This is a genomic window from Pseudomonas sp. Irchel s3h17, assembly GCF_900187505.1.
GTDB lineage: Bacteria > Pseudomonadota > Gammaproteobacteria > Pseudomonadales > Pseudomonadaceae > Aquipseudomonas.
The window spans coordinates 14,848-29,203 of record NZ_FYDL01000008.1 but is presented as its reverse complement, the minus strand read 5'-3'; the positions used below and the strand labels follow the sequence as shown (position 1 = coordinate 29,203).

The window sequence follows — 14,356 nt, the reverse complement described above, 5'->3', positions numbered from 1 at the left end:
CCTATACTCATCCAGGTATACCCTCAGCCTTCAGGTACTGCGCGTGTCCAAGATGATGGTCTTTACGGGGAACGCCAACCCCGATCTGGCTCGACGTGTCGTACGTCAGCTGCATATCCCTCTCGGTGACATCTCTGTCGGTAAATTCTCCGACGGCGAAATTACAGCCGAGATCAATGAAAACGTCCGCGGTAAAGATGTCTTCATTATTCAGCCGACTTGCGCTCCGACCAACGATAACCTGATGGAACTCGTCGTGATGGCTGATGCCTTCCGTCGCTCCTCAGCCACTCGAATCACTGCGGTGATCCCCTACTTTGGTTATGCCCGACAGGATCGCCGTCCGCGTTCCGCACGTGTGGCTATCAGCGCGAAAGTCGTCGCTGACATGCTTACCGTCGTCGGCATCGATCGTGTTCTCACGGTTGATCTGCATGCTGACCAGATCCAGGGCTTCTTCGATATTCCGGTAGATAACATCTACGGCTCCCCTGTATTGGTGGATGACATCGAAGACCAACGCTTCGAAAACCTGATGATCGTGTCCCCGGACATTGGTGGCGTCGTGCGTGCACGTGCCGTTGCCAAGTCCCTGGGCGTGGATCTCGGGATCATCGACAAGCGCCGTGAGAAAGCCAATCACTCTGAAGTGATGCATATCATCGGTGATGTCGAAGGGCGTACCTGTATCCTGGTTGACGACATGGTCGATACCGCCGGCACCCTGTGCCACGCGGCTAAAGCCTTGAAAGAGCATGGCGCTGCCAAGGTCTTTGCCTACTGCACACACCCTGTGCTGTCGGGTCGGGCGATCGAGAACATTGAAAATTCCGTGCTGGACGAGCTGGTGGTGACCAACACCATCCCGCTGTCCGCAGCAGCACAAGCCTGTGCACGTATCCGTCAACTGGATATCGCACCGGTTGTTGCCGAAGCGGTTCGCCGCATCAGCAACGAAGAATCGATCAGCGCGATGTTCCGCTAAGGGCCCTGCCCTTCGGACACATCTCAATGACGAAAAGCGCCCCGCCCCGGCATTCCTGTCGGGGCGGGGCTTTTTTGCCCATATCGCCTTTAGCGCTGGTCGCAAACGCTGGGGCGAATGTGGTTATTTTGGAGATACAACATGAACGATTTTACTCTGAATGCTGAAGCGCGTTCCGACCTGGGGAAAGGTGCGAGCCGCCGCCTGCGTCGTCTCGCAAGCCTGGTTCCAGCTGTAGTTTACGGTGGCGAAAAAGCCCCTGAATCCATCAGCATGCTGGCTAAAGAAGTTGCCAAACTGCTCGAAAACGAAGCGGCTTACAGCCACATCATCGAGCTGAACATTGGTGGCACCAAGCAAAACGTCGTGATCAAAGCCCTGCAACGTCACCCGGCCAAAGGCCACGTGATGCACGCTGACTTCGTACGCGTTGTAGCGGGCCAGAAACTGACCGCTATCGTTCCAGTGCACTTCATCAACGAAGCTGCTCCGGTCAAGAAAGGCGGCGAAATCTCGCACGTTGCTTCGGAAATCGAAGTTTCCTGCCTGCCAAAAGACCTGCCTGAGTTCATCGAAGTCGACCTGGCTGACGCCGAAATCGGTTCGATCGTTCACCTGTCCAACATCAAGGCCCCTAAAGGCGTTGAATTTGTTGCTCTGGCTCACGGTAACGACCTGGCTGTTGCCAACGTTCACGCTCCACGTGTTGCTCCAGAAGCTGCAGAAGGCGCTGCAGAGTAATTCACTCTGTACGCCGGAGTGATCAAGTAACATCGCGGACTGGAACGTAGCGAGAAAGCGGGCGGGAACGCGGAGTTTACATCATGGTAAATGAGCACTTTTCGTCCACTTTCGCCGCACACACCTATTGCTGCGATGTTATCCACCACTCCATAGAAGGGCCCCTGACGTGACTGCCATCAAACTGATCGTTGGCCTGGGAAATCCAGGCGCCGAATACGAACAGACCCGGCATAACGCAGGGGCCCTTTTTGTTGAGCGCATCGCGCACGCACAAGGTGTGAACCTTGTGGCCGATCGCAAATATTTCGGCCTGACCGGACGCTTCTCGCATCAGGGTCAGGATGTTCGCCTGCTGATTCCCACGACCTACATGAACCGTAGCGGCCAGGCCGTAGCGGCGCTTGCCGGTTTCTTCCGCATCAAGCCGGAGGAAATACTCGTGGCGCATGACGAACTCGACCTGCCTCCCGGCGTTGCCAAGCTCAAACAGGGCGGCGGGCATGGCGGTCACAACGGGTTGCGCGACATCATCGCGCAACTGGGCAACCAGAATACCTTCTATCGCTTGCGGCTCGGTATTGGCCACCCAGGCGTTGCCAGTATGGTTTCAAACTTTGTCCTGGGTCGCGCGCCTCGCGCCGAACAGGAAAAACTCGATGCCAGCATCGACTTTGCCCTCGGCGTGCTGCCGGATATCTTCGCCGGTGAATGGAACCGCGCGATGAAAAACCTGCACAGCCAGAAGGCCTGACTCTAACTCCTCGGGGAAACACCATGGGATTCAATTGCGGCATCGTCGGCCTGCCTAACGTCGGTAAGTCCACCCTGTTCAACGCCCTGACCAAATCCGGTATCGCGGCCGAGAACTTCCCCTTCTGCACCATCGAGCCGAACAGCGGTATCGTGCCGATGCCGGATCCACGCATGGACGCCTTGGCAGCCATCGTCAATCCAAAGCGCATCCTGCCGACCACCATGGAATTCGTCGATATCGCGGGCCTGGTCGCCGGCGCGTCGAAAGGTGAAGGCCTGGGCAACAAGTTCCTGGCCAACATCCGTGAAACCGATGCCATCGCCCACGTGGTCCGCTGCTTCGAAGACGAGAACGTGATTCACGTCTCCAACAGCGTCGACCCGAAACGCGACATCGAGATCATCGACCTGGAACTGATCTTCGCCGACCTCGACAGCTGCGAAAAGCAACTGCAGAAAGTCGCCCGCAACGCCAAGGGCGGTGACAAGGACGCAGTCGTCCAGAAAGGCCTGCTGGAGCAATTGATCGCTCACTTCACCGAAGGCAAGCCAGCGCGCAGCCTGATGAAGAACATGAGCGCCGATGAGAAAGCGGTGATCCGCGGCTTCCACCTGCTGACCACCAAGCCAGTGATGTACATCGCCAACGTTGCCGAAGACGGCTTCCACAACAACCCGCTGCTCGACGTGGTCATGGCCATTGCCGAAGAAGAAGGCGCGGTTGTGGTTCCGGTGTGCAACAAGATCGAAGCGGAAATCGCCGAGCTGGATGACGGCGAAGAGAAAGACATGTTCCTTGAGGCCCTGGGCCTTGAAGAGCCTGGCCTGAACCGTGTGATCCGCGCGGGCTACGAAATGCTCCACCTGCAGACCTACTTCACCGCCGGTGTCGAAGAAGTCCGCGCCTGGACCGTCCGCGTCGGTGCCACCGCACCACAAGCTGCTGGCGTGATCCACACCGACTTCGAAAAAGGCTTCATCCGCGCCGAAGTGATCGCCTACAACGACTTCATCCAGTACAAAGGCGAAGCCGGTACCAAGGAAGCCGGTAAATGGCGCCTGGAAGGCAAGGATTACATCGTCAAGGACGGTGACGTGATGCACTTCCGCTTCAACGTGTAAGACACCCGCCCACGAAAAAGCCGCGTTTATTCGCGGCTTTTTTGTACCTGAAAATCCTCCCTGAGGGAGCGAGCCTGTTCGCTCCCTCAGGGGTTGGCGTTGAATCATACCTTTTTGGTACGAGGCAGAAACACCGCCAACAGCCCGAACAACGGCAGGAACGAACACAAGAAGTACACGTATTCGATGCCATGGATGTCTGCGAGGTACCCCAGCAGGGCCGCACCGATCCCGCCGAAACCGAACATCAGGCCGAAGAACACCCCGGCAATCATGCCGACATTACCCGGTACCAGTTCCTGGGCGTAGACCACGATGGCCGAGAACGCCGAGGCCAGGATGAAGCCGATCACCACGCTCAGGACGCTGGTCCAGAACAGGTCGACGTGAGGCATGAGCAGGGTGAACGGCGCAACACCGAGGATCGAGAACCAGATCACGGCCTTCCGGCCGATCTTGTCGCCAATCGGTCCACCGAAAAAGGTCCCCGCCGCCACCGCCCCGAGAAACAGGAACAGGTGCAATTGCGAACTGGCCACCGACAGGTCGAATTTCTCGATCAGGTAGAAGGTGAAATAACTGGTCAGGCTGGCCATGTAGAAATATTTGGAGAACACCAGCAGCCCCAGGACCACCAACGCACTGATCACCCTGCCCTTCGACAGGCCGTGAGTCGCCGCCTGGCCCTGTTTGAGCTTGAACAGGCTCAAGTGATTGGCGTACCAGCGGCTGATGCCATACAGCACCACCAGCGCGAATACCGCGAACAGCCCGAACCAGGCCACATTACCCTGGCCGAACGGAATGATGATCGCCGCCGCCAGCAGCGGCCCGAACGCTGAACCGGCGTTGCCACCGACCTGGAAGGTCGACTGCGCCAGACCGAAGCGCCCGCCCGAGGCCAGTCGCGCCACACGGGAAGCTTCCGGGTGAAAGGTCGAGGAGCCGATGCCGATCAGCCCCGCCGCCAGCAGGATCAACGGAAAACTGCCGACCTGAGACATCATCAGAATGCCGATCAGGGTGCAGATCATGCCCATTGGCAGCAGATAGGGCTTGGGGTGCCGATCGGTGTAATAACCGACCCACGGCTGCAACAGCGAAGCGGTGAGCTGGAAGGTCAAGGTAATCAGGCCGACCTGGGTGAAGGTCAGGCCATAATTGGCCTTGAGCATCGGATAGATCGACGGCAGCACGGACTGAATCAGGTCGTTGATCAAATGCGCCAGCGCCACCGCGCCGATGATGCGCATGACCAAGGGGCTGCTGTGTGAGGTTGCGGACGCGGCTGAAGCGGCCGCTTGGGGGGGACTGGTTGCCATGAGAGTTTCCATACAGCGGATGGGAGCGCATTTGCCGGTGCGCCAATGTGCCATTTTTCACGGTGGCAGCGCCATCCCCTTAGCCTGCTAACGAGTTTTTAGGTTCCACGCTCCACCCCGAAAGCAAGGCACTGCGCCCCCATGGCAGACCGTTTGAGCAGGGTTGAAGCGGATTTGTCGTGGTTTTTTCCGGGTCAGGAGGATAAGCGGTTGAAAGCGTAGAGAAATATTTTAGATTTATGCTTGACACATCGTCGTTCCAAGCCAATAATGCGCGCCACTTGGCTACATAGCTCAGTTGGTTAGAGCATAGCATTCATAATGCTGGGGTCCGGGGTTCAAGTCCCTGTGTAGCCACCAAGTACTAAAAACGGCTTACCGAAAGGTAGGCCGTTTTTTTATGCCCGCAGAAAAGTGCCCGCCCAATGGCCGGCACCGTACATTCGCGGTGCCGGCCATCGACGACCCTCCTAAAGCGTCGGCAAGGCGGACAACGCCTTCTCCCAGATTTGCCGCGTACGGACCCAGACCATTTCCTGCCAGTCAGGGTCCGCCGGATAAAACTGCTCCAGCAGATCGAGCTTGATCCGACGCCCTGCTGCGTCACACGGGTCGCCGTGCAAGTGCAGCCAGTGATCGTCACGCAGGTGCTCATGCACCGCCTCCCCCGGGTAGGTTCCGCATTCAATGACAAAGGGCATCAAGCGCACCTGCGGCAAGGCATCGAGCAGCGCCTGGGAGGTGTAGCCAGTAGCGCTCGTAGCGATCCCGGTTTCGCTGTGGCTGCGCGCGCCCGTCTGCACGGTGTAGAGCCACGGACCATAGAGGGCCTGCGCCTCCTGCAACGCCGGATAGACGGCCTGGGTGACGGTCAGTAACATCGGATGCCCATACTCGCCGGCACCGGTATGCAGGTCGAAGCACAGGGCCACTTCGGCCCGGGAAAGATGCGCCGCAATAATCTGGTGCAAGGTGCGATTCGACCAGCTCGGTGCCCGCCCGCCGTAAAACAGGCCATCGGGATGGCTGTGCTGGCCACCTTCGACAATCGCCATCACCGCCGGCCAGCCCTGCTCGCCCAACTGCGTGGCCAGCAAGGCATCGGCTCGATCACGCTCCGGCCCTCGCAACGGGTCGAACGCGTAGATCGCGTGCAGCGCCGCATAGGCCCGGTTGTCCGGTAGCGGTGAGTCGAAGTTCAGGTGATTGCGGTTCAGGTCGATGTTGTCTTCGTTGACCCGACGCAGCCATGCGGTGCCCCACGGATTGATCAAATGGATCATCACCACCGCGACATCATCCGGCAGCGAGCGCTTGCCCAGCGCCTGGAGCCATTTGCTCTGGCAGTCCGAGCCATAGAAGCCTTCCACACCGTGCGTGCCGCTCAAGGCCACCAGGAGGCGTTTGGCATCGGGGTCACCCAGCACGGCAACGTCGGTGCTCAAGGCCTCACCGAACGGCCCCTTGAGTGGGTGCGGGTACTCGGTCAACCGGGCGCCGGCGGCCGTCGCTGCCGCGAGGAAACGTTCACGCTGCGCACGGTAGCTTGGCTGATCTGGAAACTCGGTCTGCATGTCGGCCTCTTGTTGTTCTGGATGAAGGTCCCGTGCCCTCGACCCTACAGAAAATACACCTGTTGATGAAGGACAAAAGCCCCCTTCCCTGTCCCAGCGCGCAGCAACCCAGCGTTGCAGCTGACCCTTCACGCCGATACAGTCCCCCCGAATCTTTTATCCAACGGACGGAGTGCCACGTGTTTCCAGCCTTCCCCTTGAGCCGCTACCGCCTCTGCGCCTTGTCGCTCATCGTCAGCGCCCTGACCCTCGCCGCCTGCAACGCCCCACCGGTCAGCTCCCTGCCCACCGCGCCCGAGGTGGCGTCGGGGTATCGCACCGACCTGCAGACCCAATACGCCGGCAAACACATGGCCGCGGCCGCCAACCCGCTGGCCGCCGCAGCCGGGCGTGAAATGCTGCGCCAAGGTGGCTCGGCCATCGACGCAGCGATTGCCATGCAAGCGGTGTTGACGCTGGTAGAGCCGCAATCCTCGGGGATCGGTGGCGGTGCATTGATCGTGTTGTGGGATGGCAAGGCCGTGCGCACCTACGACGGCCGCGAAACCGCGCCGGCCGGCGCCAACGAAAAACTCTTCCTGCAAGCTGACGGTCAACCGATGCCATTCCCTCAGGCGCAGATTGGCGGGCGCTCGGTCGGTACTCCGGGGGTGTTGCGCGCGCTGGAACTGGCCCATCAAAAACACGGCCGCCTGGCCTGGGCAAAACTGTTCGAGCCGGCCATCGCGCTGGCTGAAAAGGGCTTCGCGATCTCGCCACGCCTGCACACGATGATCGCTTCCGATCCGTTCCTGCCGCGCTCGCCCGACATGTCCGCGTACTTCCTCAATGCCGATGGCAGCCCGAAAGCCGTCGGCACCCTGCTGAAGAACCCGGCGCTGGCCAAGGTGCTCACGCGCATCGCCGCAGAAGGCCCGAACGCGCTGTATCAAGGCCCGGTGGCCGAGGAAATCGTGGCCAGGGTTCAGGGCCACGCCAACCCCGGCAGCCTGTCGCTCAATGACCTCAAGGGCTACAGCGCCAAGGAGCGCGCGCCGCTGTGCACCGACTACAAGCGCTGGCAGGTGTGCGGCATGCCGCCTCCGTCCTCGGGCGGGATTGCCGTGGCGCAGATCCTCGGCACCTTGCAGGCCCTGGAGACCCGCGACAAGCGCTTCGCCCTGGCACCTCTCAAACCGCTCAAGAGCAACAAGCCGGCCGGCCTCGAGCCGGCACCTGAAGCCGTGCACCTGATCGCTGAAGCCGAGCGCCTGGCCTACGCCGACCGGGCGCTGTACGTCGCGGACTCAGACTTCGTCCCGGTGCCGGTCGCCGGCCTGGTCTCCCCCGCTTACCTGGCCAGTCGTGCAACGCTGATCGGTGAGCGCAGCATGGGCACTGCCAAACCGGGCACACCGCCGGGCGTCCAACTGGTCTATGCGCCAGACCGCTCGCCACTGCGCATCTCCACTTCGCAAGTGGTGGCCGTGGACGATCTGGGCGGTGCCGTGTCCATGACCACCACGGTTGAGGCGGCGTTCGGCTCGCATCTGATGGTGCAGGGCTTCATGCTGAACAATCAGATGACCGACTTCTCGTTCATCCCCGAAGAAAACGGCCAGCCGGTGGCCAACCGCATCGAACCCGGCAAACGTCCGCGTTCGTCCATGGCACCGACACTGATCTTCGATCGCCAGAGCGGCGAACTGCTCGCCACCGTCGGCTCGCCCGGCGGCTCACAAATCATCGAGTACGTCGCCAAGTCGGTGGTCGGCATGCTCGACTGGAACCTCGACCCGCAAGCGGCCATCAGCCTGCCGAACTTCGGCAGCCGCAACGGCCCCACCGAACTGGAGAAAGGCCAGTTCAGCCCGGCGCTGATCCAGGCGCTCAAGGATAAAGGGCACGTGGTGAACGAAATCGACATGACCAGCGGCACCCAGGCCATCGTCCGGGTGCGTGATGCACAGGGCAACGCCTCGTGGGCCGGCGGGGCCGATCCACGGCGCGAGGGAGCAGCGCTGGGGGATTGATTGGGGATGCAAACAAGAAAGGGCTTACTTCGAGGTAGGCCCTTTTCTATGGGATATGGCACCGAATCATCCTGCTCGCCAAGCCGGACGCCGACAGCCATGAACCCGGCAAAGGCCTAGCATCCTGCCTGCTCGCCAAGGCAGCTCATCGCCTCTTCTTTTCGCAGCCTTGAAACAGTCCCAGCATGGGACTAGGATCATCCCATGAGAATCATCGCCATCAGTCATCTGAAAGGTTTCTGGGAGAAATTCCCGGACTCTGAACAATCTTTCCTGGCCTGGATTGACGAAGCAAAGAACGCGAACTGGTGTACCCCTGCGGATATCAAAGCGCACTTTGGCAGTGCCAGCATCCTCAAGGAACGCAGGGTCGTCTTCAACATCAAGGGCAACGACTACCGGCTCGTTGTCTCTGTGGCCTATCGCTTCGGGGCCATTTACATAAAGTTTGTCGGCACCCACCAGCAGTACGACGCTATCGATGCCGATACCGTTGAAATGGAGTAACCCATGAATATCCGTCCGATTCATACCGAACAGGACTACCGCGCAGCCCTCAAGGAAGTGTCTGCTCTATTCGACAATGAACCAGAACCGGGCACCCCGGAAGGTGACTACTTTGACGTCATGATCACCCTCATTCAGGCGTACGAAGCAAAGCAGTTCCCAATCGATCTACCCAACCCTATCGATGCGATCAAGTTCCGCATGGAACAATCGGGGTTATCCGCCGCGGACCTGGCGCCCGCCATCGGCCGGACAAACAGGGTGTATGAGGTGCTCAACGGCAAACGAGCACTGACGCTGCCGATGATCTGGAAGCTTCATGAGCTGTTCGGAATCCCGGCAGAAAGCCTGATCAAACCCGCCAGAAGCCATTAACCACTTCAGCGGCGTAAACCTCGCAAGCTGTCGAGTGCAGGACATTCATTTCGCCTTCAGAAAAACCTACGTGCAGGCTTGAGCTTTACCCTAGGACAACGAATAGGCTGGTTCCAGCAGCCAAAAAAGGAGGTTACATGCTGACCATCGGCCAAATGGCCCGTATTCACGGGCTCACCACCAAGACCCTGCGCCACTACGACAGCATCGGTCTGTTCGCCCCCGCACTGACCGGGCGTGACAACGGCTATCGCTACTACCGCCCCGAGCAGATCATCACCCTGGGGCGTATCGTCTGGCTCAAGCAGTTGGGCATGGCGCTGGAAGATATCCGCATGCTGGTCGACAACGGCAGCCTGGACAGCGTCATCAGCCTGCGTGAGTCCCTGCAAGCGCATGCCCGCACACTGCAAAGTGCGATTGCCCGCGATCAGCAGGTGCTCGACCGCCTCACCCGCTATCTGGCGCAACCGGAACGCAGCCTGCCGGCACCGCAGACGCCCGAGCGAATCCTTTATCCCGCCCTGCGCATCATGGGCATGAGCTGGCAACAGCAGGACGAAGGCAGCATCGCGCAGATGTGGCAGCGGTTCCTTCCGCGGGAAGAGGAGATCGACCGGTTGCAGGATCCGGTCGGCACCTTTGGCGTCTGCCAGCCGCTGGACGACGGTCAATGGCGCTATGTCGCAGGCTTGCCGGTGAGTGCCGATGCACCGCTGGTGCAGGGCATGGTGGAGCTGCAGATTCCAGCTCGGCACTACGCCCGGGTCGAGCACCACGGCAGCGTCACCACCCTGCCGGAGACCTTCCGCGCGGCTTACAGCGAATGGCTACCGGCTGCGGGCATGGCGCCCGATGAGGGGATGGAGTTCGAATACTGCGGTGAGCGGTTCCTGGGGCCGATGCACCCGGACAGCGTGACCGAGTTGTACATCCCGCTGAAAAACTGACGGCCAGCACAGTCTTTGCAGGCTGCGCCCTCATCCTGACGCAGCAAGACGCAGATGAATCAGCGCCAGCCGCTGGCCCTGCCTGTCCTGACGCTCTTCGATCGAAAACGGTGTGAACCCGAGCTTGGGATAGAGCAACAAGCCGGCCACATTGGTGTTGAAGCAGGACAACGTCACCTCGCCCGCCTGGTGCCGGGTCCGGGCGATGGCGATCATGTGCTCGATCAACTGTGCACCGATCCCCTGCCCCCTGGCCTGCGGATCGACAATCACATTGCCGAGGGTGCAGGTGCCGCCGGTTTCCCAACGATAGAAGTTGGCGAACCCCACCACGACGCCATCCCGCTCGATCACCGTGGAGTCCGAGCGCTTGTCGATCGAACCCTGCAGTTGCTCCGGGGTAAGCGGCCAGGTCGCGGCGGGAAAGAAAAAGAACTGCTCCGTCCGGTCACGGGCAAAACTGCAAATACGCGGGATGTCCTGCTCGTTTACCGCTCGAAAACTGATGCTCATGTTCGGGTCTCCTTGTCCCTTGGGGGCTCAACCATCCCCATAGCTTTTACTCGACCTACAGTCCATCGATCAACCGGGAATCCGGCTGACAGCCAACCTGCGCCTGAGCTAACGTGTCCGTCATTGCCAATCCGGCCACGAAGACTTCCCATGGGCAAGCCAAACCTCCTCACCGACTGGTTCCATCGCGCTCCCAAAACGGGTGGTGTGGAGCGTATCGAGGCCTTTTTCTCGGGGCATGGCTACGACCTTCACCGCCACGACACCTATGCCATTGGCCGCACCCTGTCCGGCGTACAAAGCTTCCAGTATCGCGGTGGCTGGCGGCACAACCTGCCGGGCGCAACCATGGTGCTGCACCCGGATGAAGTCCACGATGGCGAAGCCGGCACCGACGATGGTTTCAAGTACCGGATGCTGTACGTCGAACCGGCCCTGATCCAGCAGATACTCGGTGGACAGCCCCTGCCCTTTATCAAGACCGGCATTTCCACCGACCCCCGCTTGTTCGCCGCCACCGACGTCTTGCTGCAAAGCCTGGACCGCCCGCTCGACCCACTGGAGCAACAAGACGCGCTGTTCGACCTGGCCCAGGCCATGAACGCGGTTTCCGGCGTCTGCGCCCGTCGCCAGCACTTCGACTATGTGGCGGCCGAGCGCGCTCGCGAATTCATGCACAGTGCCCTGGACCAGGCCGTGACCCTGGACCAACTGGCCGAACACAGCGGGCGCGATCGCTGGGGCCTGTCGCGGGACTTTCGCTTGCTGTTCGGCACCAGCCCCTACCGCTACCTGACCATGCGCCGCCTGGACCTGGTGCGCTCGCTGCTGATCGCGGGCGAGTCACTGACCCAGGCGGCACTGATCGCAGGCTTCAGCGATCAAAGCCACATGACCCGGCAATTCGGCAAAGCCTACGGCCTGTCGCCCGCGCGCTGGATGAAAATGCACCGTCCCTGAGCGACGCACAATCGTGCAAGAAGTACGCGGCCGCGCTCGCTAGTGTCGAGCTGAATCAACCGATGAGCGCCTGGTCATGAAGTCCTATCAAAGCCTGAATTTCGCCAACAAGCTGCAGCAGATCAACGAGCATTGGTCGCCACGGGTCATCGCCGAAATGAACGACTATCAGTTCAAGGTGGTGAAGCTGCTGGGGGATTTCATCTGGCATGATCATCAGGATACCGACGAGACCTTTATCGTCCTTGAGGGACAACTACGGATCGACTTTCGCGATGGACAGGTGCTGGTGTCCGCCGGCGAAATGTACGTCGTGCCCAAGGGCGTCGAGCACAAGCCCTTTGCCGAACAGGAAGTCCGGCTGCTGCTGATCGAACCCAAGGGCGTGCTCAATACCGGCCATGAAGGTGGCGAACGCACGGCGCTGAATGATCAGTGGGTCTGAAGTACGACACCGAGAATGTCGTCCGTGGCTTTGCGGGCAGGGACAACGCGCTATAGTCCGCCCTGCACCACCGTCTATCACAGGAGAGTCACGCATGGGTCAATCACGCGCAGCGCTGTTCGATGGCATCGCCCACCAACTGGGCCATCGCTTTGATGGTGAACTACGTATTGGCGGCAACTACGTGCCCGCCGTACAGCAGGGCGACCAGGTCTACGTCAGCGGACAAATCCCGCGTATCGACAATACGGTGATGGTGGTAGGACGGGTCGGCGCCGAAGTGTCCCTGGAGCAAGGTCGACACGCCGCCAGGATTTGCACGATGCGCGCCCTGGCCATCCTCGCGCAGCGGCTCGGCGACCTGGACGCCATCCAGAAAGTATTGCGCATCAACGTCTACGTACGCAGCGCCGAAGACTTCACCCAGCAAAGTGAAGTGGCCGATGGCGCCTCGGAAGTGCTCTACGGGATCTTTGCCGACGCCGGCGTGCATACGCGCACCTCGGTCGGCGTGTATCAGTTGCCCAAGGGCGCCGCGGTCGAGGTCGACATGATTGTCGCGCTCAAGCCTGCAGCGGCGCCGGTTGGCGAAGACGATATCAGCGATTGAGATGCCTCAAGGGCAACAGGTCGCGCCAGGCTGTAGGGCGACCTGCGGCAAACGCGAGCCGAAGTACAGCGCCGCGCCCACGCCCACCACCCCCATCACCGCGCAAAACATCACGCAAATCCAAGGGCTCCAGGGCATCAGGCCAATCAGCAACAACGGCGTGATGCTGGCCCAGATCGCATAGGCGATGTTGTACGTGAACGAAATCCCCGAGACCCGGATTCGCGCCGGAAACAGACTGACCATCACCGACGGTACCGCGCCCACGACCCCGCAACTCAAGCCGGCAATGGCATACGCCAGGCCGATCCACTGCCCACCACCGATCAGGCTGGCATAGAGCACGCCAATCCCCAGCGGCAGCAGCAGGCTATAGAGCATTACGGTGCGCCAGGCACCGATACGGTCGACGATGACACCGGCAATCACGCACCCGATGTTCAAGAACACGATACCCAGGCTGCTCAGGGCAAAGGTATGGCTGGCGGTCATGCCGAAGGTCTTCTGCATCATGGTCGGGGTGATGACCACAAAGGTCACCACGGCCGAGGTCAGCACGCAGGTCAGGATCACCGCTGGCAACATCGCCATCCGATGCTCACGCAGCACCGTGCGCAACGGCAACTCGGTGTGCCGTTCGCGACTGGCGTGCATGGCCATGAACACCGGGGTTTCATTGAGCCAGCGGCGCAACCACACACCGATCACACCGAATACGCCGCCCAGCAGAAACGGATAGCGCCAGGCGTGATCAAGAATTTCCGCCGGGCTGAATGCCTGCGCCAGCAAGGTCGCGGTCAATGCGCCGATCAAGTAGCCGAACGTCAGGCCGGCCTGCAAGAAGCCCAGGGCATACCCCCGATGACCGGTGGGAGCATGCTCGGCGACGAACACCCAGGCACTGGGTACTTCACCGCCCACTGCCGCCCCCTGGAACACCCGCAGCAGCAGTAACAGCAAGGGCGCGAAATAGCCGATCTGGGCGTAGGTCGGCATGATTCCGATCAGCAGGCACGGCAACGCCATCATCAGGATACTCAGGCTGAACACCTTCTTGCGCCCCAGTCGATCCGCGAAATGCGCCATCAGAATCCCGCCCAGGGGGCGCGCCAGGTAGCCGGTGACAAAAATCCCGAAGCTTTGCAGCAGGCGCAGCCACTCTGGCATTTCCGGCGGGAAGAACAGCTGGCTGAGGGTCAGGGCGAAAAATACGAAAATGATGAAGTCGTAGATTTCCAGCGCTCCGCCGAGCGCCGCCAGGCCCAGGGTCTTGTAGTCGGACCGGGAAAACGGCGCGGGACGAGTGACAGGGATGGCAGTCATAAACAGGCTCGAAAAATAGACAAAAAAACACGGCGCCCATGGTCTACGCAAACGCGCTCCCGGACAACCCGTTAGACCATAGTCCTAGATGTGCAAAACAGCACCGCAAAAACGCCTTGATTGAATTACTGTTGCCGGCTGACCAACAGGGCCCCCAGAGC

The 14,356-nt window shown here is 60.5% G+C and carries 15 protein-coding genes and 1 tRNA gene; 12 read left to right on the top strand and 4 right to left on the bottom strand.

Translation table 11 applies throughout. The features are described 5' to 3' along the window. Positions 1 to 43 precede the first annotated feature (43 nt). The 4 genes from CKW25_RS12805 (at position 44) to ychF (ending at position 3,604) form a co-directional block, all read left to right on the top strand. Positions 44 to 985: a ribose-phosphate pyrophosphokinase gene (locus CKW25_RS12805; RefSeq protein ID WP_003171603.1), complete on the top strand. Its 942-nt coding sequence runs from the start codon at positions 44 to 46 to the stop codon at positions 983 to 985. Positions 986 to 1,126: 141 nt separating this feature from the next. After that, positions 1,127 to 1,726 (top strand): 50S ribosomal protein L25/general stress protein Ctc, encoded by a 600-nt coding sequence (locus tag CKW25_RS12800; protein WP_095079689.1) that lies wholly within the window; start codon positions 1,127 to 1,129, stop codon positions 1,724 to 1,726. A 169-nt stretch (positions 1,727 to 1,895) separates the two neighbouring features. Next, complete coding sequence (pth, locus tag CKW25_RS12795) at positions 1,896 to 2,480, top strand: aminoacyl-tRNA hydrolase (protein WP_003208389.1); 585 nt, start codon at positions 1,896 to 1,898, stop codon at positions 2,478 to 2,480. A gap of 23 nt (positions 2,481 to 2,503) precedes the next feature. Further along, on the top strand, positions 2,504 to 3,604 hold the full coding sequence (gene ychF, locus CKW25_RS12790) for a redox-regulated ATPase YchF (protein WP_095079687.1): 1,101 nt from the start codon (positions 2,504 to 2,506) through the stop codon (positions 3,602 to 3,604). Positions 3,605 to 3,708: 104 nt separating this feature from the next. Here the strand turns inward: ychF and CKW25_RS12785 are convergent, their stop codons facing one another. Continuing rightward, positions 3,709 to 4,926 carry an MFS transporter gene (locus CKW25_RS12785; protein WP_095079686.1) on the bottom strand — a complete coding sequence of 406 codons (1,218 nt, stop codon included), beginning with the start codon at positions 4,924 to 4,926 and terminating at the stop codon, positions 3,709 to 3,711. Positions 4,927 to 5,209: 283 nt separating this feature from the next. On the opposite strand from CKW25_RS12785, the gene CKW25_RS12780 reads away from it, so the two are divergent. Then, a tRNA-Met gene (locus tag CKW25_RS12780) sits at positions 5,210 to 5,286 on the top strand. 110 nt (positions 5,287 to 5,396) lie between these two features. Here CKW25_RS12780 and CKW25_RS12775 read toward each other — a convergent pair. Then, a complete protein-coding gene (locus tag CKW25_RS12775) occupies positions 5,397 to 6,500 on the bottom strand; it encodes a DUF2817 domain-containing protein (protein ID WP_095079684.1) in 1,104 nt (367 codons plus the stop codon). 179 nt (positions 6,501 to 6,679) lie between these two features. Between CKW25_RS12775 and ggt the strand changes: the two genes are divergently transcribed. The 4 genes from ggt to CKW25_RS12755 all read left to right on the top strand — a co-directional run bounded on the left by ggt (position 6,680) and on the right by CKW25_RS12755 (position 10,344). Continuing rightward, positions 6,680 to 8,512 (top strand): gamma-glutamyltransferase, encoded by a 1,833-nt coding sequence (gene ggt / locus CKW25_RS12770; RefSeq protein ID WP_095079683.1) that lies wholly within the window; start codon positions 6,680 to 6,682, stop codon positions 8,510 to 8,512. A gap of 204 nt (positions 8,513 to 8,716) precedes the next feature. Beyond that, positions 8,717 to 9,019: a type II toxin-antitoxin system HigB family toxin gene (locus CKW25_RS12765; protein ID WP_095079681.1), complete on the top strand. Its 303-nt coding sequence runs from the start codon at positions 8,717 to 8,719 to the stop codon at positions 9,017 to 9,019. Positions 9,020 to 9,022: 3 nt separating this feature from the next. Further along, entirely contained in the window at positions 9,023 to 9,394 is a 372-nt protein-coding gene (locus CKW25_RS12760) for a type II toxin-antitoxin system HigA family antitoxin (RefSeq protein WP_095079679.1), read from the top strand. A gap of 137 nt (positions 9,395 to 9,531) precedes the next feature. Beyond that, the gene (locus tag CKW25_RS12755; RefSeq protein ID WP_095079678.1) at positions 9,532 to 10,344 is read left to right on the top strand and encodes a MerR family transcriptional regulator; all 813 of its coding nucleotides are present in this window, start codon (positions 9,532 to 9,534) and stop codon (positions 10,342 to 10,344) included. 30 nt (positions 10,345 to 10,374) lie between these two features. Here CKW25_RS12755 and CKW25_RS12750 read toward each other — a convergent pair whose 3' ends face one another. Beyond that, entirely contained in the window at positions 10,375 to 10,857 is a 483-nt protein-coding gene (locus CKW25_RS12750; protein WP_095079676.1) for a GNAT family N-acetyltransferase, read from the bottom strand. A 150-nt stretch (positions 10,858 to 11,007) separates the two neighbouring features. Here CKW25_RS12750 and CKW25_RS12745 point away from each other — a divergent pair, with 150 nt between their 5' ends. The 3 genes from CKW25_RS12745 to CKW25_RS12735 all read left to right on the top strand — a co-directional run bounded on the left by CKW25_RS12745 (position 11,008) and on the right by CKW25_RS12735 (position 12,872). Then, positions 11,008 to 11,817 (top strand): AraC family transcriptional regulator, encoded by an 810-nt coding sequence (locus CKW25_RS12745; RefSeq protein WP_095079674.1) that lies wholly within the window; start codon positions 11,008 to 11,010, stop codon positions 11,815 to 11,817. A 76-nt stretch (positions 11,818 to 11,893) separates the two neighbouring features. After that, positions 11,894 to 12,262: a cupin domain-containing protein gene (locus CKW25_RS12740; protein WP_095079673.1), complete on the top strand. Its 369-nt coding sequence runs from the start codon at positions 11,894 to 11,896 to the stop codon at positions 12,260 to 12,262. 94 nt (positions 12,263 to 12,356) lie between these two features. Further along, entirely contained in the window at positions 12,357 to 12,872 is a 516-nt protein-coding gene (locus tag CKW25_RS12735; protein ID WP_095079671.1) for a RidA family protein, read from the top strand. A gap of 6 nt (positions 12,873 to 12,878) precedes the next feature. On the opposite strand, the gene CKW25_RS12730 is transcribed toward CKW25_RS12735, so the two are convergent. Then, positions 12,879 to 14,195 (bottom strand): MFS transporter, encoded by a 1,317-nt coding sequence (locus CKW25_RS12730; RefSeq protein WP_095079669.1) that lies wholly within the window; start codon positions 14,193 to 14,195, stop codon positions 12,879 to 12,881. Between the last annotated feature and the right edge of the window lie 161 nt (positions 14,196 to 14,356).